Annotated in this window: 15 protein-coding genes; 11 read left to right on the top strand and 4 right to left on the bottom strand. The window is 63.9% G+C overall.

Annotation, left to right across the window (positions count from 1 at the left end; all coding sequences use genetic code 11):
• Position 1: 1 nt before the first annotated feature.
• Positions 2 to 997 (top strand): branched-chain amino acid ABC transporter permease, encoded by a 996-nt coding sequence (locus WCZ84_RS01010; protein ID WP_372684390.1) that lies wholly within the window; start codon positions 2 to 4, stop codon positions 995 to 997.
• A gap of 19 nt (positions 998 to 1,016) precedes the next feature.
• Positions 1,017 to 2,159, top strand: a complete 1,143-nt coding sequence (locus WCZ84_RS01005; protein WP_372684389.1) for a branched-chain amino acid ABC transporter permease — start codon at positions 1,017 to 1,019, stop codon at positions 2,157 to 2,159.
• 28 nt (positions 2,160 to 2,187) lie between these two features.
• Here WCZ84_RS01005 and WCZ84_RS01000 read toward each other — a convergent pair whose 3' ends face one another.
• From WCZ84_RS01000 to WCZ84_RS00990, 3 genes are read right to left on the bottom strand one after another with little or no spacing between them, the layout of a single operon-like run.
• Complete coding sequence (locus tag WCZ84_RS01000; RefSeq protein ID WP_372684388.1) at positions 2,188 to 2,508, bottom strand: branched-chain amino acid transporter permease; 321 nt, start codon at positions 2,506 to 2,508, stop codon at positions 2,188 to 2,190.
• Complete coding sequence (locus tag WCZ84_RS00995) at positions 2,505 to 3,281, bottom strand: AzlC family ABC transporter permease (RefSeq protein ID WP_372684387.1); 777 nt, start codon at positions 3,279 to 3,281, stop codon at positions 2,505 to 2,507. Before WCZ84_RS00995 ends, WCZ84_RS01000 begins: the two co-directional genes overlap by 4 nt.
• Positions 3,272 to 4,018: a uracil-DNA glycosylase gene (locus WCZ84_RS00990; protein ID WP_372684446.1), complete on the bottom strand. Its 747-nt coding sequence runs from the start codon at positions 4,016 to 4,018 to the stop codon at positions 3,272 to 3,274. The genes WCZ84_RS00995 and WCZ84_RS00990 overlap by 10 nt, the downstream gene beginning before the upstream one ends.
• A 56-nt stretch (positions 4,019 to 4,074) precedes the next feature.
• Between WCZ84_RS00990 and WCZ84_RS00985 the strand changes: the two genes are divergently transcribed.
• Positions 4,075 to 4,986, top strand: a complete 912-nt coding sequence (locus tag WCZ84_RS00985) for a DMT family transporter (RefSeq protein ID WP_372684386.1) — start codon at positions 4,075 to 4,077, stop codon at positions 4,984 to 4,986.
• A 103-nt stretch (positions 4,987 to 5,089) separates the two neighbouring features.
• Positions 5,090 to 7,924 (top strand): EAL domain-containing protein, encoded by a 2,835-nt coding sequence (locus WCZ84_RS00980; RefSeq protein ID WP_372684385.1) that lies wholly within the window; start codon positions 5,090 to 5,092, stop codon positions 7,922 to 7,924.
• A 70-nt stretch (positions 7,925 to 7,994) separates the two neighbouring features.
• Here the strand turns inward: WCZ84_RS00980 and ovoA are convergent, their stop codons facing one another.
• Positions 7,995 to 10,154, bottom strand: a complete 2,160-nt coding sequence (gene ovoA, locus WCZ84_RS00975) for a 5-histidylcysteine sulfoxide synthase (protein ID WP_372684384.1) — start codon at positions 10,152 to 10,154, stop codon at positions 7,995 to 7,997.
• Between the two features lie 159 nt (positions 10,155 to 10,313).
• Here ovoA and serA point away from each other — a divergent pair, with 159 nt between their 5' ends.
• The 7 genes from serA (at position 10,314) to WCZ84_RS00940 (ending at position 20,632) form a co-directional block, all read left to right on the top strand.
• Entirely contained in the window at positions 10,314 to 11,513 is a 1,200-nt protein-coding gene (serA, locus tag WCZ84_RS00970) for a phosphoglycerate dehydrogenase (RefSeq protein WP_372684383.1), read from the top strand.
• Between the two features lie 149 nt (positions 11,514 to 11,662).
• Positions 11,663 to 13,084 (top strand): NarK family nitrate/nitrite MFS transporter, encoded by a 1,422-nt coding sequence (locus WCZ84_RS00965; RefSeq protein WP_372684382.1) that lies wholly within the window; start codon positions 11,663 to 11,665, stop codon positions 13,082 to 13,084.
• Between the two features lie 51 nt (positions 13,085 to 13,135).
• Positions 13,136 to 16,897, top strand: a complete 3,762-nt coding sequence (locus tag WCZ84_RS00960; RefSeq protein ID WP_372684381.1) for a nitrate reductase subunit alpha — start codon at positions 13,136 to 13,138, stop codon at positions 16,895 to 16,897.
• 13 nt (positions 16,898 to 16,910) lie between these two features.
• Positions 16,911 to 18,452, top strand: a complete 1,542-nt coding sequence (narH, locus tag WCZ84_RS00955; protein ID WP_372684380.1) for a nitrate reductase subunit beta — start codon at positions 16,911 to 16,913, stop codon at positions 18,450 to 18,452.
• 10 nt (positions 18,453 to 18,462) lie between these two features.
• A complete protein-coding gene (gene narJ / locus WCZ84_RS00950; protein WP_372684379.1) occupies positions 18,463 to 19,176 on the top strand; it encodes a nitrate reductase molybdenum cofactor assembly chaperone in 714 nt (237 codons plus the stop codon).
• 10 nt (positions 19,177 to 19,186) lie between these two features.
• Positions 19,187 to 19,876, top strand: coding sequence for a respiratory nitrate reductase subunit gamma (gene narI, locus WCZ84_RS00945; RefSeq protein ID WP_372684378.1), 690 nt, complete (start codon positions 19,187 to 19,189; stop codon positions 19,874 to 19,876).
• A gap of 9 nt (positions 19,877 to 19,885) precedes the next feature.
• Positions 19,886 to 20,632, top strand: a complete 747-nt coding sequence (locus WCZ84_RS00940) for a peptidylprolyl isomerase (protein WP_372684377.1) — start codon at positions 19,886 to 19,888, stop codon at positions 20,630 to 20,632.
• Positions 20,633 to 20,747: the final 115 nt, after the last annotated feature.

Genomic DNA, 20,747 nt, shown 5'->3' with positions numbered 1-20,747 from the left:
GATGCGCACGTTGCTGCCCGGGCCCCATCACCGGTTGTTGTCGTTGGTCCTGCTGGCCGGGCTGCTGTCGATGGGTGTGAAAACCTGGCTGGTCCTGACGCTCAGCGGGCTGGCAATGGGGTCGATGCTGTTTCTCATGGCTTCCGGAATGACGCTTGCCTTCGGTCTGTTGCGGGTCCTGAACCTGGCCCATGGGGCCCTGATCTCCCTGGGGGCGTTCGCAGGGGCCACGTGGTGGGTCGTGCGGGCGCAGGCCTTGCCCGACACCGTATGGGGTCAGTGGCTGGCCCTGCTGCCGGCGATGCTGCTGGCCATGTCGGTCGCTGGGCTGGTGGGGGCGGTGTTCGAACGGCTGGTCATACGCCCCGTCTATGGCAATTATCTCAAGCAAATGCTGGTGACGGTCGGCGGTGCCATCATCCTGACCCAGCTGCTGCAGGGATTCTGGGGCGCCAGCCCGATCGCCGTGCCGCGCCCGGATCTATTGCGCGGTTCGCTGGTTTTGCCGCAGTCCGTGCCCTGGGTCGGCGGGCTCGCCCTGGAAAAATTTCGTCTGCTGACCGCCCTGTTCGGCCTGGGGGTGTATGCGCTGGTGATCCATGCGCTCGAGCGCACCCGGTGGGGCGTCGTAATACGGGCAGGGGTGGAAGACCGCGAGATGGTGGAGATGCTGGGGCATCGCATGGCGCCCGTGTTTCTGGCCGTGTTTACCCTGGGGGCCATGCTGGCGGGGCTGGGCGGCATGTTCTGGGGTCTGTACCAGGAGGTGATCACGGCGCATATGGGCGACGAGCTGTTGATCCTGGTCATCGTGGTGATCATCCTCGGCGGGCTGGGGTCGGTGCGCGGATGTTTTTATGGCGCCCTGCTGGCGGGCCTGGTCAACCTGTACGTCGGCTATCTGCTGCCGGCCCTGGCCTCGGTCGCGGTCGTGGGGCTGATGATGGCGGTACTCATGTGGCGTCCACGGGGCCTGATTCCCGTGGCCGACACTTAGGCAGGGTGACGTGGCCGCCATGATCGATGCAATGCTCTCGGGGGATCGGCCTGCTAGCCGGTGGCTTTCGGCGGTCTTGCTGCTGTTGCTGGCCTGTCTGGCGGGGGGCCCTTTCCTGTTTGCCGACGTGCGTGCCTTCACCTTGCTGGGCACCATGGGGGTGTTCATTCTCGTGGCTGCCGCCTATGACCTGATGCTGGGCTATGCCCATATGGTCTCGTTCGCCCATACGCTGTTCTTTGCCCTGGGGGCTTATGGCGTGGCCCTGGCCACGCTGCATCTGGGCCCCACGTTGACCGCGGTGGCAGTGGGTGTCGGGCTTGCCCTGCTGTTCAGCCTGCTGCTGGCGCTGGTGCTGGGGGCACTGACCCTGCGCGTACAAGCCATTTTCTTTGCCCTGGCCACGCTCGCCGTCGCCTTTGCCTGCCTGCACCTCGTGCTGCAGGCCTATCCGCTGACGGGCGGCGCCGATGGCCTGCGCGTGAGGCTGCCCGCTGCACTGGGCCCGGGGCACGATGTTTTCCAGACCCGCCTTCCGGGGCTGGACGTGCCCCGCCTGCTGCGCGGGCTATGGTCCGATCCCGCCACGGCCTGGGAACAGGCGCGCTATTCCCTGCGGTTTACGGGACGGCATCTGGTGTATTACGCGAGTATCGCCCTGGCCCTGGGGGGCGTGCTGCTTCTTTTGCGGGTGGTGCGGTCTCCGTTCGGACAAGTGCTGCTGGCCATTCGGGAAAATGAATTTCGTGCGCGGGCGCTGGGCTATCGGACGGTGCGTTACCGCACGGCCGCGGTGGTGCTGGCCGGCTTGCTCACCTGCCTGGCGGGCGCTGCATTTGCCTTGTTCAATCGCTACGTCAGCCCGACCAACACCCTGAGCTTCGACCTCATGGTGTTCATCCTGCTCATGTGTGTGATCGGGGGCATGGGCACGCTGTATGGCGCCGTTTTGGGGGCCGCCCTGTTTTTGCTGGCTCAGGGCTATTTGCAGGACGTGCTTGCCGTCCTTGCGGAGTTGTGGCCTGAACAGCCGCTTTGGCAGGCTTTGTTCGCGCCGCAGCGCTGGCTGCTGTGGCTGGGATTGCTGTTCGTGTTGTGCGTGTACTGGTTTCCCGATGGCATCGTGGGGCGTTTACGGGCCGCGCGTGCAAAGAACCCGTGAATCAACAGGCCCCATGGATCGGCTGGGGCTACAGCCCGAGAAGCAGCATGTACGTCGCCGTCCCTGCCACGATGCTCAGCAGCGTTTGCCGCAGGCGCCATTGCAGCAGCACGACCACCACCACGGCTGCGCATTCTGGCCATGGCAGGCCAGGGTGGTGGCGTGCCTGGCTTGCGGCCGTGTCGACCAGCAACAGCACCATGATCGCCAGGGGTAGGGAGCCCCCGAGTTTGTGCACCAGCGGATGGTGGCGCAGCCAGTGACCCGCCATGAAGGGCAGGGCGCGCAGCAGCCAGGTGATCAGGGCCATCAGGCCGATGGCGGCCAGCAGATAGACGACGTCGTTCATCGATTGGGGGGCTCGCTCGTGGGGGTCTGGCTCGTGGGGGTCTGGCTGGTGGGAGTCTGGCTGGTGGGAGTCTGGCTGACGGGGGGCCGGGCCTGGTTGTCCGGACCGGGGCCTGGCCTGACGGCGACCGCCACCAGGCTCAGGCCGATGGCGATGGCCAGTGCTTGGGCAGGCCACACGGCTTGCGCAATCCCCCAGGCGATCACGGCCACCCAAATGGGGAAGGCATCGCGCCGGGCGCGCCATTGTTCCACGGCGAGCACCGCAAACAAGGCGGCCAGCACGAAATCCAGCCCGCTCAGGCCCCACTCGACCTGGCGCCCCAACACCGCGCCCAGGAGGGTGCCCAGCACCCACCAGCCCTGATTCAGGGCGCTGAGCAGCGTCATGCGCTGTACACGCAATTCGGCGGGCAGGGCGGTCAGCACCGAATACGTTTCATCGGTGAGAGAAAAAATCACGTACCAGCGCGACCAGCGATGTGCGGGCAAGGTGTTCAGCAGCGACAGGCCATAGAAGACGTGGCGCAGATTCAATACCAGCGTGGCCAGCCCGATGGTGCTCAGTGGCAGGCCGGCGGCCAGCATGGGAATCATCATGAATTGCGCGGCGCCCGCGTAGATCAGGATGCTGGAGGCCACGGCCAGCCAGGGGGGCCCGCCCGCCTGGACAAACAGAAAACCGAATAGCGCGCCCAATGGAATATAGCCCATGGCCACGGGCGCGCTCAGGCTGGGAAGGGACAGGGCCGCAGGCGCTTTCCTTACATCCATTGGATGCCCGCTTCACCTTGAGCCTGGAGCCAGTCATTGGCCCGCTTGAAATGCCCGCAACCCAGGAAAGGGCGCGGCGGGCGCTGCGCCGAGAGGGGCGATGGATGATTCGCGAGCAATACCTGGACTGGCCCGGCCGGAGGCTGCAGATCCAGCAATGCGCGCCGTGCCTGGGCATGGCTGCCCCAGAGCATCAGCACCTTGGGGCGCGGCTCCTGGAGGACCCGCATGATGAGCGCATCGGTCACGTGCTCCCAGCCCTTGCGGGCATGGGAGGCGGGCTGGTGGGCTTCGACCGTCAGCGACGTATTCAATAGCAGCACACCTTGCCGCGCCCAGCGGACCAGGCTGTTTTTTGGGGGGGCCGGCGGCGGACCGTATTCTTGCGCCAATTCTTTGAATATATTGCGCAGGCTGGGCGGCGCCGGGCAGAAGTTCGGCACCGAAAAAGCCAGGCCCTGAGCCTGGTTGGGGCCGTGGTAGGGGTCCTGGCCGACGATCACGACCTGCACGTGCTCGGGCGCCGTCTCGAGTAGCGCCCTGAAGGGTCTCAGGGGAAAGATCACCGCCCCCTGCTCCAGGCGCCGGCGCAGCATGGTGTCGAGCTCGCACAGCACCTTGTGCACGTGGGGCGCGGCCAGGGCCGCCTGCCAGGCCGGCGGCAGGGCGGCGATTTGGTCGAACAGAGGGCCTTGGTAGGCATTTTGGATGTCGTTCTGAGAGTACACGGGCGCCATGGATGCGAGAGTCGGGTTTTCCATTACACTGAAAGTTATCACATCGGGAACACGTCATGACTCCAACTTCGCGCGGCTGGCTCAATGGTTTCATCGGCATGGCCATCTTCAGCGGTTCTTTGCCGGCGACCCGGGTCGCGGTGCTGGGGTTGGATCCGCTGTTCGTGACGGCAGGGCGTGCGGCGCTGGCGGGCGTGCTCGCCGCCCTGATGCTGGCGTTTGCCGCGCGCCGCCCTGGCCGGCAGACGTATCAAGCCTATCCTGCGCCGGGCGACTGGTCGCGGCTGATACTGGTGGCGCTGGGCGTGGTCCTGGGGTTTCCCCTCTTTACCGCACTGGCCCTGCAATCCATCACGTCGGCGCATTCGCTGGTGTTCGTGGGTCTGCTGCCCATGACGACCGCGCTCTTCGGGGCCTGGCTGGCCCAGGAAAGGCCTTCGCGTGCTTTTTGGGCCTTTGCCGTGCTGGGGGCGCTGGCGGTCGTCGGTTTTGCGTTCAGCCAAGACGGTTCGGGGGTCCTGTGGGCTGACGGCCTCATGGTGCTGGCGATCCTCAGCTGCGGGTATGGCTATGCCGAGGGCGGGCGCCTGGCGCGTCGGCTGGGGTCCTGGCAGGTCATTTGCTGGGTGCTGGTGGTATCCCTGCCACTGAGTGTGCCGCTCGCCTTCGTGTGGCTGCCTGCAGATCCTGCCGCAGTGCCGCTTTCCGCCTGGGTGGGTTGGCTGTACGTGGCGATTTTCAGCATGCTGGTCGGGTTCATTTTTTGGTACAAGGGCCTGGCGCAAGGGGGGATCGCGGCCGTGGGCCAGCTGCAGCTTCTGCAGCCGTTTCTGGGGCTGTTGCTGGCCGCCTGGCTGCTGGGCGAGCCGGTCACCGCCCTCATGCTGTGGGTGACCGCATTCGTGGTGGCCTGTGTGGCCGGGGCCAGGCTGACTGCGCTCGCACCGGTGCAGCCGCGCACTTCCTGAACACCCGCGGGGGCGCTGGCCCCGCGTGTCGGTTGGGTCCGATAGCCTGTCCAACAGGCGGGGTTTTGCGGTACAGTGCTCCAAACCCAAGACCATGCCGTACATGCAAATCCACCCGAGCCATCAACCCGAGGCCCGCCGTGCTTTAGCCATCAGCGCCTTCTTGCTGGTGGGTCTCCTGCTGAGCGCTTCGATCAACCTGTCGAACAGGTTCTCGGGGGTCCTGTCGCTCCCCTGGCATATCACGTTCGAGGTGCTGTCGGTCAGTGTCTCGGTCATGATCTACGGCCTGGTGTGCAGTGTGCGCCGCGAGCAACCCGCACTCAACCTGGTATTGCTGGCGAGCCTGTTTCTGGGGGTGGGCGTATTCGATCTGCTGCACATGCTGTCCTTGCATGGCATGCCGGATTTCATCACGCCTGGCAATTCGAACAAGTCGATCTACTTCTGGTTGCTGGGCCGCCTCTTTGGGGGGGTGGCGCTGTTGTGCGTCGCGTTCGTGCCCTGGCGCATCACGGGGTCGGCTCATACCCTGTTCTGGTGCAGCCTGCTGGTGCTCGCGCTGGTCGGGTCCTCTGCCTGGCTGTATTTTCGGGATCCGGACGTCCTGCCGCGTTTCTTCGTGCCGGGCAAAGGGCTGACACGTTTCAAGATCATAGCCGAGTACGTGCTCATGGCGCTGTACGGCCTGGCTGCGCTGCGCTTGTTTGTCCGTTTGCGGGAACCACGCAGTTTCAATGCCAGTGGCCTGTTTGCGGCGGCCTTCATCATGATGCAGAGCGAGTATTTCTTCACCCGGTATACGGATGTGTCGGATGTCTGGATGTTCATTGGCCACAGCTACAAGGTGCTCGCATTCCTGTTTCTGTATCACGCCATTTTCGTGGAGACCGTGCTGTGTCCCTACGCCGATTTACGGCAATCGCGCAGCGAGATGCTGGCCACTTTGCACGCTCTGCCCGACTGGGTCCTCGAGCTCGATGCCGACGGCCGCTGCCTGCAGTTTTATCAGCACGACGAGGCACCGGGCTTGCCAGTGGGGCCAAATGGTCTCCTGGGCAGAACCCTCGAGGGCGTCCTCTCCGAGTCCGACAGCCAGACCGTGCGCGATGCGCTGCAGGAAGCCAGAGCGCACGGGGTATCGCATGGCAAGATCGTCGGCCTGCTGGTCGAGGGCCGGATGCACAGTTTCGAGCTGTCGGTTGCGCCGCGGCCGGACACGCGCCCGGGCGCCGAGCGGTTCATCGTCATTTCACGCGACATCACGCGGCGCCTGCGCGATGAAGAGGTGCTGGCCACGTTGCGCCGCGGGGTCATGCAAAGCCCGCTGCCGTTCGTCGTGGTCGATACGGCATATCACATCCAGTTGTGTAATGCGGCGTACGCCCGGTTCTTTGGTAGGGCGCCACACGCGCTGCTGGGCAAGAATCCGCTCAAGCTGCTCGAATCGGACACGGCGCCCACGGTCTGGAAGAGCCTCGAATCAGCCATGCGGCAGGGAACCCACTGGGCTGGTGAACTGGTCTTGGTGTTCCAGGGTCAAGAGCGACGCATCCTCGACACCAAGGTGTTTCCCATCCGCAATTCTGTCGGCCTGGTTTCGGGCTACATGGCGCATCTGGAAGACATCACCGAAAAACACCAGGCGGCGCAACGGATCCGTGAGCTCTCCCTGTACGATCAGCTCACCGGCCTGCCCAACCTGCTGCTGATGCGCGAGCGTTATGACGCGTCGGCGCGCTTCAGCCAGCATCTGGCCTTGTTCTGGATCGACCTGGATCAGTTCAAGGGGGTCAACGATGCGCTGGGCCATGAGGCCGGCAACCATTTGCTGGTCGCGGTGGCGCGGCGGCTGCACGTGGGCCTGCAAGGCCGCGACATGCTGGTGCGCATGTCGGGTGATGACTTTCTCATGCTCCTGCACGACGTCGGGCAAGAAGAGGCGCTGGCCCGGGCGCGCCTGCTGCAAGAGGCCATGGGCCATCCCGTCGACGTGGCTGGGCAGTCCGTCTCGCTGACGCTGTCGATCGGCATCGCCCTGTGCCCCGAAGACGCCCGCGAATTCGATGCGCTGCTGGGGCAGGCCGAAGCCGCGGTGAATCGCGTCAAGCGGCAGGGCTATAACCATATCTCGTTTTTCATGGCCGAAATGCAGGTCCAGTCAGAGCGCCAGCTGGCATTGGGCGGGGCGCTGCGCGGTGCCATTGCGCGCGGCGAGCTCAGCCTGGTGTATCAGCCTGTGATTTCCCTGGCCGATGAACGCGTGGTGGGGGCCGAAGCCCTGCTGCGCTGGAAGTCCGAGTGGGGCTATGTGCCGCCTGACGAATTCATCCCCATCGCCGAGGCCACCGGGCTGATCGTCTCGATCGGCCACTGGGTGCTGCAGTCGGCGGTGCGCCAGCTGGCGGCCTGGCGGGCCGCCGGGTTCACGGATCTCAACGTCGCCATCAATTTTTCAGTCGTGCAGTTCCAGCAGGGCGCGTTTCCCGAATGGGTTCGCGAGGCACTAGAGCAGGCACAGGTGCCGGCTGACCGCCTGACGCTCGAACTCACCGAAGCGGCTGCCATGCGAACGACGGAATTCATCAAGCGCCAGGTAGACGCCTTGTCCGCCATGGGGGTGCGCCTGGCCATCGACGACTTCGGCACAGGTTATTCGTCGCTCAGCTATCTGAAACAGCTGCGGTTCCATATCCTCAAGGTCGATCGCAGTTTTGTGCGCAACCTGGAGACGGATGCCGACGACAAGGTGATCGCCAGTACGATCATCCGCATGGCTCAGAGCCTGGGCATGCAGACGATCGCTGAAGGGGTGAGCAACGCCACCCAGCTCGAATTCGTGCTGGCGCATGGCTGCGACATGGTGCAGGGGTATTATTACAGCCGGCCCCTGGCACCCGAAGCCTTCGAACAGTTCCTACGGAACGCCAACGCATAGCCACAGGCCTGACAGCCCGGGCGGCCGGTGGGGGGCCGACACGTCCCGCCCGACACGTGCTCGGGGTTGGTCAGCCGCGCCGCCGCCAGATGGTCAGTTGCGACAAGGTGTGCTGGAACTTGCGCCGCGTTTCACGGATCACGAACGGCACGTCGATGGGCTCGCCCACGGGTTCGAAGTGCGTGCCCAGGTGGGCATGCAGGCCATCCAGCGTCGTCCAGCTTTCGCCGTCTTTTTTGATGCCGCCGATCCAGGCCGAATGCGGGGTGTGCTCTTCGAGCCAGGTGTAGGGCGATGCAATGACCAGCAGCCCGTTGGCCACGATGCGCTCATGGATGGTGTCCAGGAACCGGGCCGGGTCGTAGAGCCGGTCGATCAGGTTGGCTGCGAGCACCAGATCGTAGTCTGTGAACTGCGGCTTGAGGTTGCACGCGTCGCCCTGGAAGAACTCGACGTGTGCAAGCGTGTCTTGCAGCCCGAGCTCGGCCAGCGTACGGGTCTTGTACGATACCAGATCACCCTCGTCGGCCAGGGTATAGCGCAACTGGCCGCTTTGCATCAGCTGCACGCCCTGGTTGATGAAGCGGGCCGAGAAGTCTACCCCGGTGACGTGCTCGAAGGCGCGCGCGAGTTCGAACGTGGCGCGCCCCGATGCGCAGCCCAGGTCCAGGGCCCTGCGACGGGGTTGCCCGCCCATGGCCTGAATGGCCAACTGCGCGACGGTGCGTGGGAAGTTCGGTACGTCGAAGTAGCTGTCACCGTAGTGGAATTCGGCATATTCGGAGAGCAGCTTGTCGGTTTCGTAATAGGCGGCCGGGGCTTCGGCCGGTGCATGCGACACCACGTAGCGCAGGCCGGCATGCTGGAAGAAATGACGCCGGAAGGCATAGCGTGACGCACGTACGGCTTCGTTGCCACAGGCGATCCACGACCCGCCTTTGATCAGGTTGTGCTGGCCATCGAACGTAGGTGTGGTGAAATCATCGTAGATGGGATGGACGTCGAAGCCATCGAACGGGTAGGTCGGGGTTTCGGTCCATTGCCAGACGTTGCCCACCACGTCGAAGAATTCGCCATGGGCGTGCTGGTCGACCGGGCAGGAAGAGGCGCCGTGGTCCAGGTGCAGGTTGGCATCACAGGGCGCTGAGCCCGGATCACTGCGGCCTGTGTGGTCGTACAGCCGGTACCATTCGTCTTCGGTGGGCAGGCGCACCGGCTGCCCGGTTTCGGCAGCCTTCCAGTTGCAGAAGGCCTTGGCTTCCAGGTAATTGACTTCGACCGGCCAGGACCAGGGCATGGGGATTTCTTGGGTCATCAGGCGCAGAAACCAGCCCTGGGTTTTCTTGACCCAGAACGTGGGGTGTTCGGCCTGGCTGTAGGCCAGCCACTGCCGGCCTTCTTCGGTCCAGTCGCGTTGATTGCGATAGCCGCCGGCTTCGACGAACGTGAGGAACTCACGGTTGCTGACCAGGTAACGGCTTGCCTCGAAGGCCTCGACCTGGGCCTCGTGCGTGCCGTATTCGTTGTCCCAGCCATACTGTGGGCTGTCGAATGGCTTGCCGATCCGTACCGTGCCGGCCGGCACCGGCAGCAGGCTGTTACGCGGGGCTTCGCGGCCGTCGTCCGCCTGGGGCGCCCAGGCCGCCACCGGGCGGACATACTGGAGCGCGTGCTGCCGGATCAGCACCGAAGAGGTCTCGAGGTGGATGCGTTCGTGTTCGATGCCCATGATGATCGCCCACCATGGGTTTTGCCAGTTGATGGGGGATTGCAGCGGCGCGTGGTCGATCAGGCCCAGTACCAGCGTACGTACCTGGTCGCGGTAGGCGCGCACCTGGGCGACGGTCGGCCAGTCGTAGTGGCTGTCGTCCAGGTCGTCCCAGCTCATTTCATCGACCCCGACGGCGAAGATCGACTCCATGTGCTGATCGATGCGCGTATTGATCATGCGCGTGAGCATGAGCTTGTTGACGAAAAACGTGGCAGTGTGGCCGAAATAGAAGATCAGCGGATGGCGCAGGGAAATGGGTTTGACGACCCAGGCCGCATCGCCGTCGGCCAGGCAGTCGAACAATGATTCATAGCGATCGAACGTTTCGACGAAATAGTTGCGCAGTGCGGCCCGCAGCCGGCCGGTGTCCGGTTCGGCCAGATTGGGGGTGCGCGCAAACGGTACGGCAGGGGCGGATGCGGGGTGCGTGGAATGGGAAAGCGGGGTGCTCTGGGTCATGGAGGGCCGGAATCGGATGCGAAGTCAACTCGCATAGGCTAACACGATCCTTTTTTCATCACGTGGAAAATGATGCTGCCAGAATGGGCAATTCGGGATGACCCTTACGCGGGACAGAAAAATATCGGACAATAGACGCTTTGCATGAAAAGGGAAATCATGTCACGCATCGTGCTGTTCGAGAACATCCACGCCAGCGCCAAAGAGGTCTTCACTGCAGCGGGCTTCGACGACGTGGTCACACATACCGGGGCGCTCAGCGGCCCGGCCTTGCTCGAGGCCCTGCAGGGGGCCGAAGTCGTGGGCATCCGTTCGCGTACACAACTGGATCAGGACGTCCTCTCCCGCCTGTCCGAATTGCGTGCCATTGGCTGCTTCTGCATCGGTACCAACCAGGTCGATCTCGAAACGGCTGCCCTGCAGGGGGTGCCGGTCTTCAACGCGCCATTTTCCAACACGCGCTCGGTGGCCGAAATGGTCCTGGGCGAGGCCATCCTGCTCTTGCGGCGGATCCCCGAGAAAAACGCCCGCGTGCACGAGGGGTTCTGGGACAAGACCGCCGAGGGCGCCTACGAGGCGCGTGGCAAGACCCTGGGCATCATTGGCTACGGCAACATCGGCACGCAGGTGGGCATCCTGGCGGAAGCCCTGGGCATGCGGGTGCTGTATCACGACATCGACACCAAGCTGCCGCTGGGCAATGCCCATGCCACCACGTCCCTCAAGAAGTTCCTGGGCCAGGCCGACGTGGTCACCCTGCACGTGCCCGGGGGCAGGGAAACGGCCAATCTCATCGATGCCGAGGCCATTGCGGCCATGCGCCCTGGCAGCATACTCATCAATGCTTCGCGGGGCACGGTGGTCGACATCACCGCCTTGCATCGGGCGCTCAAGTCGGGGCATCTGTCGGGTGCCGCCATCGACGTGTTCCCCACCGAGCCCAAGAGCCGCGACGAGGCGCTCGACAGCCCGCTGCGCGGCATGCATAACGTGATTCTCACGCCCCACATCGGCGGCAGTACGCAAGAGTCCCAGGAAAATATCGGGCGCGAAGTGGCCGAAAAGCTCAAGTTGTACCTGAATAGCGGCACGACCAAGGGCGCCGTCAATTTCCCCGAGATCTCCTACCACGAGCAGGCCGGCACGGCCCGCGTCATTCACGTGCACCAGAACGTGCCCGGGGCCATGGGCGCGCTCAGCAACCTCATGGGTGAGTTCGGCCTGAACATCGTCAGCCAGCAACTGCAGACGCGCGGCAAGATCGGTTATGCCATCACCGATGTCGATGGCGAAGTCACCGAAGAAGTCATCGAAGGCCTGCGCCACCATCCCATCACCATACGCTGCGATCGGGTCTGACACCCAGGCCGGGGCCGCAATACGGCCCCGGCCGCCGCGTCACGGGGTCCAGGGGCCTGGGGTCCGGGATCGCCACGAGGTTTGATCCAGATCATAGTCCGCATGCACCGTGTGGTTTATCGTGAGAGCTTCAGATTTCGGAGCTTTTCATGCGCCCCACTCCCGATGCCTCGCCTCCGGCCCGCCGTGGCCGTCTGCTCACGGTCTGGACGCCCGAAGACCGAGCCTTCTGGATCCGCGAAGGCAGCGCCATTGCCAATGTCAATCTCTGGATCTCCATCCCGGCGCTGTTTCTCGCCTTTGCCGTTTGGCAGATGTGGAGCGTGGTGGCGGTCAATCTGCCCAATCTGGGGTTTCAGTACACCGAAAACGAACTCTTCTGGCTGGCGGCACTGCCGGCGCTGTCGGGGGCCACGCTGCGCATTTTCTATTCGTTCATGGTGCCTATTTTCGGGGGGCGCCGCTGGACGGCGCTGACCACGGCCAGCCTGCTGCTGCCCACCATCGGTGCCGGGCTGGCGGTCCAGAACCCCGAAACCCCGTATTCCACCATGCTGATGCTGGCGCTCTTGTGCGGGCTGGGCGGGGGCAATTTCTCGTCGTCCATGTCCAACATCAGCTTTTTCTTTCCGAAAGAGCGCAAGGGCTCGGCGCTGGGGCTGAACGCGGGTTTGGGTAACCTCGGCGTGTCGTCCGTGCAGTTTCTGGCTCCGCTGGTCATCAGCCTGGGCGTGCTCGGGCCTTGGGCGGGCGAACCCCAACTGGCCCAGTTGTCGGGTGCCCATGGGGGGCCAGTCGAGGTCTGGGCACAGAACGCCGCCTTCATCTGGGTTCCGTTCATCATCATCGTGTCCATGCTGGCCTGGGTCGGTATGCACGACATCGCCGACGCCAAGGCCTCTTTCAGCGATCAGGCAGTGATCTTCAAACGCAAGCACAATTGGATCATGTGCTTTCTGTACCTCGGCACGTTCGGCTCCTTCATCGGTTTTTCCGCCGGCTTCCCGCTGCTCATCAAATACTTGTATCCTGCGGTGCGCCCCCTGCAGTATGCCTGGCTGGGCCCGCTGGTGGGCGCTCTGGCGCGCCCGTTCGGGGGCTGGCTGTCCGATCGCATGGGCGGGGCGCGCGTCACCTTCTGGACGTTCTTCTGGATGGTGCTGGGGGTGATCGTGGTCATGTTTTCGCTGCCCTCGGCGCAGTCGGCTGGCAGCTTCGTCGGCTTCCTGCTGGGCTTCCTGTTCCTGTTCTTCCTGACGGGGATCGGCAACGGCTCCACGTTCGCCATGATTCCCACCATCTTCACCACCCTGGCCGAGCGGCGCCATGGCCCTGCCGGCGATCCGGTCCGGGCGGCTACCGAGGGCTCGAAAGAGTCCGCCGCCGTCCTGGGCTTCAGTGGTGCAATGGGGGCCTATGGGGGGTTCTTCATCCCCAAGAGTTTCGGCACGTCGTTCGACCTCACCGGGTCGCCACAGGCCGCCTTGCTGTTTTTCGTCGTCTTTTACGCCGTGTCCCTGGCCGTGACATGGTGGTACTACTCGCGCAAGCATGCCGAGGTCCGCTGCTGAGGGCAGCGCGCCCCGCATGCTTGTCCCAATCTTTCCAACGGAGCCTACATCGTGAGCCATTTCATCGATCGCCTCAAATATTTTTCCCGTCAGAAAGAGCCGTTTTCCAATGGCCATGGCAATGTGGTGCACGAAGACCGCACCTGGGAGGACGCCTACCGCAATCGCTGGCAGCACGACAAGATCGTGCGCTCCACCCATGGGGTGAACTGCACGGGCTCGTGTTCCTGGAAAATCTACGTGAAGGGCGGCATCGTCACCTGGGAGACCCAGCAGACCGACTACCCGCGCACGCGGCCCGACATGCCCAACCATGAACCCCGGGGCTGTCCGCGCGGGGCCACGTTCTCGTGGTACCTGTACAGCGCCAACCGGGTCAAATACCCGATGGTGCGCGGGCGCCTGGCCCGCCAGTGGCGCGAGCTGCGCAAGACGCTCACGCCCGTGCAGGCCTGGCAGACCATCGCCACCGATCCAGACCGGGCCAGCCAGTACAAGACGCGCCGCGGCCTGGGGGGCTTCGTGCGCTCCACCTGGGACGAGGTCAATGAAATCATCGCGGCGGCCAACATCCACACCATCCGGCGTCATGGCCCCGACCGCATCGCCGGCTTCTCGCCCATTCCGGCCATGTCCATGGTCTCGTATGCCTCGGGCAGCCGCTATTTGTCGCTGCTGGGGGGGTCCCTGCTCAGCTTCTACGACTGGTACTGCGACTTGCCGCCCTCCAGCCCGCAGACCTGGGGCGAACAAACCGACGTCAGTGAATCGGCCGACTGGTACAACTCGACCTTCATCATGTTGTGGGGCTCGAACGTGCCGCAGACCCGCACGCCCGATGCCCACTTCATGGTCGAGGCCCGCTATCGGGGGGCCAAGGTGGTGTCCGTGTTTCCCGACTATGCCGAGGGCGCCAAGTTCGGCGACATCTGGCTGCATCCCAAGCAAGGCACCGACGCCGCTCTGGCGCTGGCCATGGGCCACGTCATCCTCAAAGAATTCCACCTCGCCGGCAAGAGCGCTTATTTCGAGCGCTACTGCCGCCAATACACCGACATGCCGTTCCTGGTGCGTCTGGTGCGTCAGGGGGATCACTACGTGGCCGACCGCAAGCTGCGGGCGTCCGATCTCGTCGATCAATTGGGGCAGCACAATAATCCCGAATGGAAGACACTGGTCTACGACCAGAACACGGGCGACCTGGTGGCGCCCCAGGGATCCATCGGCTTTCGCTGGGGCCAGAAAGAAGGCGAAGACGCCGGCAAGTGGAACCTCGATCTGAAAGACGCGGGGGGCCAGGACATCCTGCCGCGCCTGTCGCTGCTCGAGGCCTACGACGAGGTCGTGCCCGTTGCCTTCCCGTACTTTGGCGGCCAGCAGCACGACTACTTCCAGGGCACCAGCCACGACGAGATCCTGGTGCGCAACCTGCCTGTGCGGCGGGTGGCCACGGCCGAGGGCGACGTTCTCGTCACCACCGTGTTCGATCTCTTCGTGGCCAACTACGGCATCGACCGCGGCCTGGGGGGGGGCAACGTCGCGGCATCCTACGATGACGACGTGCCCTACACCCCCGCCTGGCAAGAGCGCATCACGGGCGTCGATCGCCAGCACGTCATCACCGTGGCGCGCCAGTTCGCCGACAACGCCGACAAGACCGAAGGCAAGTCCATGGTGATCCTGGGGGCCGGGCTGAACCACTGGTACCACATGGACATGGCCTACCGCGGCATCATCAACCTGGTCTCGATGTGCGGTTGCGTCGGGCAATCCGGGGGCGGGTGGTGCCACTATGTCGGCCAGGAAAAGCTGCGTCCGCAAACCGGCTGGACCATGCTGACCTTCGCCCTCGACTGGCTGCGCCCGCCGCGGCACATGAATGGCACCTCGTTCTTCTACGCGCATACCGACCAATGGCGCTACGAGAAACTGCAGGTGCCCGAATTGCTGTCGCCGCTGGCCGATGCCAGCAAGTATCAGGGCAGCCTGATCGACATGAACGTGCGCGCCGAGCGCATGGGCTGGCTGCCCACGGCTCCGCAGCTGCAGACCAACCCGCTCGAGGTCGTGCGCGCGGCGCGGGCGGCCGGGGTCGATCCCAAGGCGTACGCGATCCAGGGGCTGCGCGACGGCACCCTGCGGTTTTCCTGCGAAGACCCCGATCATCCCGACAACTATCCACGCAACTTGTTCGTCTGGCGCTCGAACATTCTTGGGTCTTCGGGCAAGGGGCACGAATATTTCCTCAAGCACCTGCTGGGCACGCAACACGGCGTCCAGGGCAAGGACCTGGGCGAGTCGGGCGAGGCCCGTCCACTCGAGGTCGCCTGGCACGATGACGCCCCGCAGGGCAAGCTCGACCTGCTGGTGACACTGGACTTTCGCATGTCCACGACGTGCATGTATTCCGACATCGTGTTGCCCACGGCGACCTGGTACGAGAAAAACGACCTCAACACGTCCGACATGCACCCTTTCATCCACCCGTTGTCGGCGGCCGTGGATCCCATCTGGGAATCCCGCAGCGACTGGGAGATCTACAAGGGGCTGGCCCACAAATTCTCCGAACTCGCCCAGGATGCAGACTTGCCCAACGAGGATCTCGTCCTGCAGCCCTTGCAGCATGATTCCCCGGGCGAGCTCTCCGACCCATTCGACGTGCGCGAATGGCGCAAGGGCGAGTGCGATCTCATTCCAGGCAAGACCATGCCGGCCATGATGGTGGTCGATCGCGACTACAAGAACGTCTACAAGCGCTTCACGTCGCTGGGGCCGCTGGCCGAAAAGCTGGGCAATGGCGGCAAGGGCATCGCCTGGGACACCAAGGAAGAAGTCGAATTCCTGGGGCAGTTGAACCGGCGCGAGCGCGAACCCGGCGTCAGCCAGGGGCAGCCGCGTATCCTATCCGACATCGACGCCTGTGAAACCATCCTGTCTCTGGCGCCCGAAACCAACGGCCACGTGGCCGTCAAGGCCTGGCAAGCCCTGTCGAAGATCACCGGGCGCGACCATACGCACCTGGCGAAGTCCAGCGAACACGAAAAAATCCGCTTTCGCGATCTGCAGGCTCAGCCGCGCAAAATCCTCACGTCACCCACCTGGTCGGGGATCGAGTCCGACAAGGTCAGCTACAGTGCCGGCTACACCAACGTGCACGAACTCATCCCCTGGCGCACGCTGACGGGCCGCCAGGAGCTCTACCAGGATCACCCCTGGATGCGCGACTTCGGCGAGGCGTTGTGCGTGTACCGCCCGCCGGTCGATACCAAGACCATCAAGCCCATGCTCGAGCAGCAGTTCTCCAACGGCGAGCCGCACGTGGTGCTGAATTTCATCACGCCGCACCAGAAGTGGGGCATTCACTCCACGTATTCGGACAACCTCATCATGCTCACGCTCTCGCGTGGCGGGCCCATCGTCTGGATGTCCGAAGTCGATGCGGCGCGCGCCGGCATCGTCGACAACGACTGGATCGAGGTCTTCAACGTGAACGGGGCCCTGGTGGCCCGTGCGGTGGTCAGCCAACGGGTGCCCGAAGGGATGACCATGATGTACCACGCGCAGGAAAAGATCGTGAACGTGCCGGGCTCCGAAATCACGGGCAAGCGGGGCGGTATCCACAATTCGGTGACTCGCACGGTGATCAAACCCACCCACATGATCGGCGGCTATGCCCAGCTGTCCTATGGTTTCAACTACTACGGCACAGTGGGGTCCAATCGCGACGAGTTCGTGGTCGTGCGCAAGATGAAGAACATCGACTGGCTCGACGAAACCCATGAACTCGCCGTCGCTGCCCAGAACACGGACTGAAGGAGCTGTATCCATGAAAATCCGCGCACAAGTGGCCATGGTCCTGAACCTGGACAAATGCATTGGCTGTCATACGTGTTCCATCACCTGCAAGAACGTCTGGACGTCTCGCGAGGGCATGGAGTACGCCTGGTTCAACAACGTCGAAACCAAGCCCGGGGTGGGCTACCCCAAAGACTGGGAAAACCAGGATCGCTGGAACGGGGGCTGGCGGCGCAAGGCCAGCGGCCGCATCGAGCCGCGTCAGGGCGGCAAGATCAAACTCCTGTCGCGCATCTTCGCCAACCCCAACCTGCCCCAGATCGACGACTACTACGAGCCGTTCACCTACGATTACGATTATCTGCAAAAAGCGCCCGAACGCAGTACGCCGCCGGTGGCCCGGCCACGCTCGCTCATTACCGGGCAGCGCATGGAAAAAATCGAATGGGGTCCCAACTGGGAAGAAATCCTCGGGGGCGAGTTCTCCAAGCGTTCACAAGACTACAACTTCGAGGATGTGCAAAAAGACATCTACGGGCAGTTCGAAAACACCTTCATGATGTATTTGCCCCGGCTGTGCGAGCACTGCCTGAATCCCACTTGCGTGGCTAGTTGCCCGTCGGGCTCGATCTACAAGCGCGCCGAGGACGGCATCGTTCTCATCGATCAGGACAAGTGTCGCGGCTGGCGCATGTGCATCTCGGGGTGCCCCTATAAAAAGATCTACTACAACTGGAAATCCGGCAAGGCCGAAAAATGCATCTTCTGCTATCCGCGCATCGAAGCCGGGATGCCGACGGTCTGTTCCGAAACCTGCGTGGGGCGCATTCGCTACCTGGGGGTGCTGCTGTACGATGCCGATGGCATCGAGGCGGCCGCCAGCGTGCCCAACGAAAAAGACCTTTATCAGGCGCAGCTCGATCTCTTTCTCGATCCCCACGACCCCGAAGTGCGCCGCCAGGCGCTGGCCGATGGCATCCCCGAGAACTGGCTCGACGCGGCCTGCAACTCGCCGGTCTACAAGATGGCGGTCGAATGGAAGATCGCCTTTCCGCTGCACCCCGAATACCGCACCCTGCCCATGGTCTGGTACGTGCCGCCCCTGTCGCCCATCCAGTCGGCAGCCAACAGTGGCCACATCGGCGCATTTGGGGAAATCCCCGATGTCCAGTCCCTGCGCATTCCCTTGCGCTACCTGGCCAACCTGCTCACCGCGGGTGACGAGGCGCCGGTGGCGACCGCACTCGAGCGCATGCTGGGCATGCGGGCGTTCATGCGGGCGCGTTCGGTCGATCGTCAAGAGCGCCCGGACATCCTCGAGCAGGTGGGCCTGAGCCTGCACCAGGTCGAGGACATGCACCGCTATCTGGCCATTGCCAACTACGAAGACCGCTTCGTGATCCCCACGGCCCACCGTGAAAGCGCTGAAAACGCCTTCGAAATGCGGGGGGGCTGCGGCTTCACTTTTGGCAACGGCTGTTCGAGCGGGTCCTCCGAGGGATCGCTGTTCGGCAAACCGCGTGCCAAGCGCAAGCCGACGGTGGTGTTCCTGGATCCGGCGCGGACGGCCTGAGGGGATGCGCATGACTCACGATATTCCGCTCCTTCAAGAAACGTCCGTGTTCTCGGTGCTGTCGGCGCTGCTCGGCTACCCCGAACAGGCGCTTCTCGACGCCTTGCCAGAATTGTCCGATGCCCTGCCCACCCCGGTTCGCCAGACGCTGGCGCCCGTCTTCGATCATCTGCAGCATGGTCAGGACCTGATCGATCTGCAAGAGCACTATGTCGCTACGTTCGACCGCCGTGCCGCCCACTCGTTGCACTTGTTCGAGCACGTTCACGGCGAATCCCGCGATCGCGGCCAGGCCATGGTAGACCTGCAGAACGAATACCTGAAGCACGGGCTGGCGCCCAGCACGACCGAGCTGCCGGATTACGTTCCGCTGTTTCTCGAATTCCTCGGTCAGATCCCCGCCGACTCGGCAGATGCCTTGCTGGGCGATGCGATTCACGTGCTGGCCCGCCTGGGCGACAAGCTGGCCGAATCGCACAGCCCCTATGCCTGCATTTTCGTGCAGCTGCGCAGCATGACGGATGTCCAGCCCGAAGCATTGCCAGAGCCGCCCGAAGGCGCACTGGAAGAAACCATGATCACATTCGGTCCGCAGGCCGAAGGGCTGGAAACCCCCGCGATGCTCCAGCCACGGCAACCCCGTCCGCCCCGCCCGGCCGATGGGCAACCCGTCGTGATCCGCGCCCCGCACCGGCGCCCAGCCGGTTCGGCCGACCCTGTTTGAGGTGACCCCCATGAAAGCCGCTTTTGATCTCTTTTTCTTTGGTGTCTATCCCTATGTGGCGCTGGCCATCTTCTTCCTGGGCAGTCTGGTGCGTTTCGAGCGCGAACAGTACACCTGGAAGAGCGATTCCAGCCAGCTGCTGCGCCATGGCTCGCTCAACTGGGGCAGCAACTTGTTCCACATCGGCATCATCTCCCTGTTCTTCACTCATCTGGTGGGCCTGCTCACGCCGCCGGCCGTCTATCATGCCCTGGGGATTTCCACGGCGTTCAAACAGCTGCTGGCGATCGTGGTGGGCGCCATCCTGGGGTTGATCTGCCTGGCCGGCCTCGTGCTCCTCATCCATCGCCGCTGGACGGATGCGCGGCTGGCGCACAACTCCACGGTGGGCGACTGGGTGAGCCTGCTGTGGATTCTCCTGGTCCTGCTGGCCGGGCTCGCCTCGCTGTTCACCTCGGTGCACCACACCGATGGTGCGCTCATGGTTCTGTTGGGCGATTGGGCTCAGGCCATCGTCACCCTGCGCCCCGCCACGGCGGTGGCCGCCATGCAGACGGTGCCGGGCATCTACCGGCTGCATATGGTGCTGGGCATGACCTTGTTCGTGATCTTCCCGTTCACCCGCCTGGTGCACGTGTGGTCCGGATTTGCGTCGGTTTCGTATCTCACCCGTGCCTGGCAGCTGGTGCGGCCGCGCTAAGGAGGCAACATGATCACGGTCAACGACATCACCATCACCGAAGACCAGGTCCTGGCCCAGTCCAGGCTGCACGGTCAGGAGCCGAATCCGCGCCTCTCGGCCGGGCAGGAACTCGTCTTGCGCGAGCTGATCCGCCAGAGGGCCCAAGATCTTGGCCTCGAGGCCGACTGCGACGCATCCCTGCTGGCGGCCGTGCTGGCGCACGACGTGCACACACCGCAGGCCGATGAGGCCAGTTGCCGGCGCTATTTCGAGCAGCATCCCGATGAATTTCGCGAAGGCGACGTGGTCGAGGCCTGGCACATCCTGTTCCAGGTAACCTCGGGGCTCGACGTGCAAAAGCTGCGCGGGCGGGCCACCAGCATTCTGGCCGATCTGCATCGGCAGGGGCTGGGCGAATTCGCCGCGTTTGCGCGCCGCTATTCCAATTGCCCGACGGGCGCCAAAGGGGGGGGGTTGGGCGAACTACGCCGGGGCGAGATGGTGCCCGAATTCGAAAAGGCCGTCTTTGCCCTGCCAGAATTCTCATTGGGCGGTGAACTGGTTGAAACCCGTTTCGGATTCCACATCGTGCGCATCGGCCACAAAATCGAAGGGCGGGCGCTGGCCTTCGAGGCCGTCCACGACAGCCTCGCCGCTTGGCTCGAAGAATCCAGCTATCGGCGTGCCGTGCACCAATACCTGCAACAGCTGGTCGGGGGCGCGCACATCAGCGGCATCCCCATGCAGGGGGCCGATTCGCCTCTGGTGCAGTGACATCCCCACGGGCTACGGCGGCAGTGCTTGCGGTTCTCGCGCCTGGCGGAAGCACGTCCGCCAGGCTGTGGGCGTCCAGATGCTGCATGAAGGCATCCAGGGCGCCCGCGACGAT

Origin of the sequence: Castellaniella sp. (assembly GCF_041675725.1) — a bacterium.
Classification (GTDB): domain Bacteria; phylum Pseudomonadota; class Gammaproteobacteria; order Burkholderiales; family Burkholderiaceae_B; genus Castellaniella.
The sequence above is the reverse complement of the archived record's forward strand: the minus strand, read 5'-3'. Positions and strand labels throughout refer to the sequence as shown.

Bases quoted from the DNA above. Each gene is read 5' to 3' on its own strand.
- ovoA (WP_372684384.1), bottom strand. From the start codon at position 10,154: ATGACCCAGAGCACCCCGCTTTCCCATTCCACGCACCCCGCATCCGCC.
- narH (WP_372684380.1), top strand. From the start codon at position 16,911: ATGAAAATCCGCGCACAAGTGGCCATGGTCCTGAACCTGGACAAATGC.
- WCZ84_RS00985 (WP_372684386.1), top strand. From the start codon at position 4,075: ATGACTCCAACTTCGCGCGGCTGGCTCAATGGTTTCATCGGCATGGCC.
- WCZ84_RS00995 (WP_372684387.1), bottom strand. From the start codon at position 3,281: ATGGATGTAAGGAAAGCGCCTGCGGCCCTGTCCCTTCCCAGCCTGAGC.
- WCZ84_RS00980 (WP_372684385.1), top strand. From the start codon at position 5,090: ATGCAAATCCACCCGAGCCATCAACCCGAGGCCCGCCGTGCTTTAGCC.
- WCZ84_RS00965 (WP_372684382.1), top strand. From the start codon at position 11,663: ATGCGCCCCACTCCCGATGCCTCGCCTCCGGCCCGCCGTGGCCGTCTG.
- WCZ84_RS00940 (WP_372684377.1), top strand. From the start codon at position 19,886: ATGATCACGGTCAACGACATCACCATCACCGAAGACCAGGTCCTGGCC.
- WCZ84_RS00990 (WP_372684446.1), bottom strand. From the start codon at position 4,018: ATGGCGCCCGTGTACTCTCAGAACGACATCCAAAATGCCTACCAAGGC.
- serA (WP_372684383.1), top strand. From the start codon at position 10,314: ATGTCACGCATCGTGCTGTTCGAGAACATCCACGCCAGCGCCAAAGAG.
- WCZ84_RS01000 (WP_372684388.1), bottom strand. From the start codon at position 2,508: ATGAACGACGTCGTCTATCTGCTGGCCGCCATCGGCCTGATGGCCCTG.
- WCZ84_RS01010 (WP_372684390.1), top strand. From the start codon at position 2: ATGCGCACGTTGCTGCCCGGGCCCCATCACCGGTTGTTGTCGTTGGTC.
- narJ (WP_372684379.1), top strand. From the start codon at position 18,463: ATGACTCACGATATTCCGCTCCTTCAAGAAACGTCCGTGTTCTCGGTG.
- WCZ84_RS01005 (WP_372684389.1), top strand. From the start codon at position 1,017: ATGATCGATGCAATGCTCTCGGGGGATCGGCCTGCTAGCCGGTGGCTT.
- narI (WP_372684378.1), top strand. From the start codon at position 19,187: ATGAAAGCCGCTTTTGATCTCTTTTTCTTTGGTGTCTATCCCTATGTG.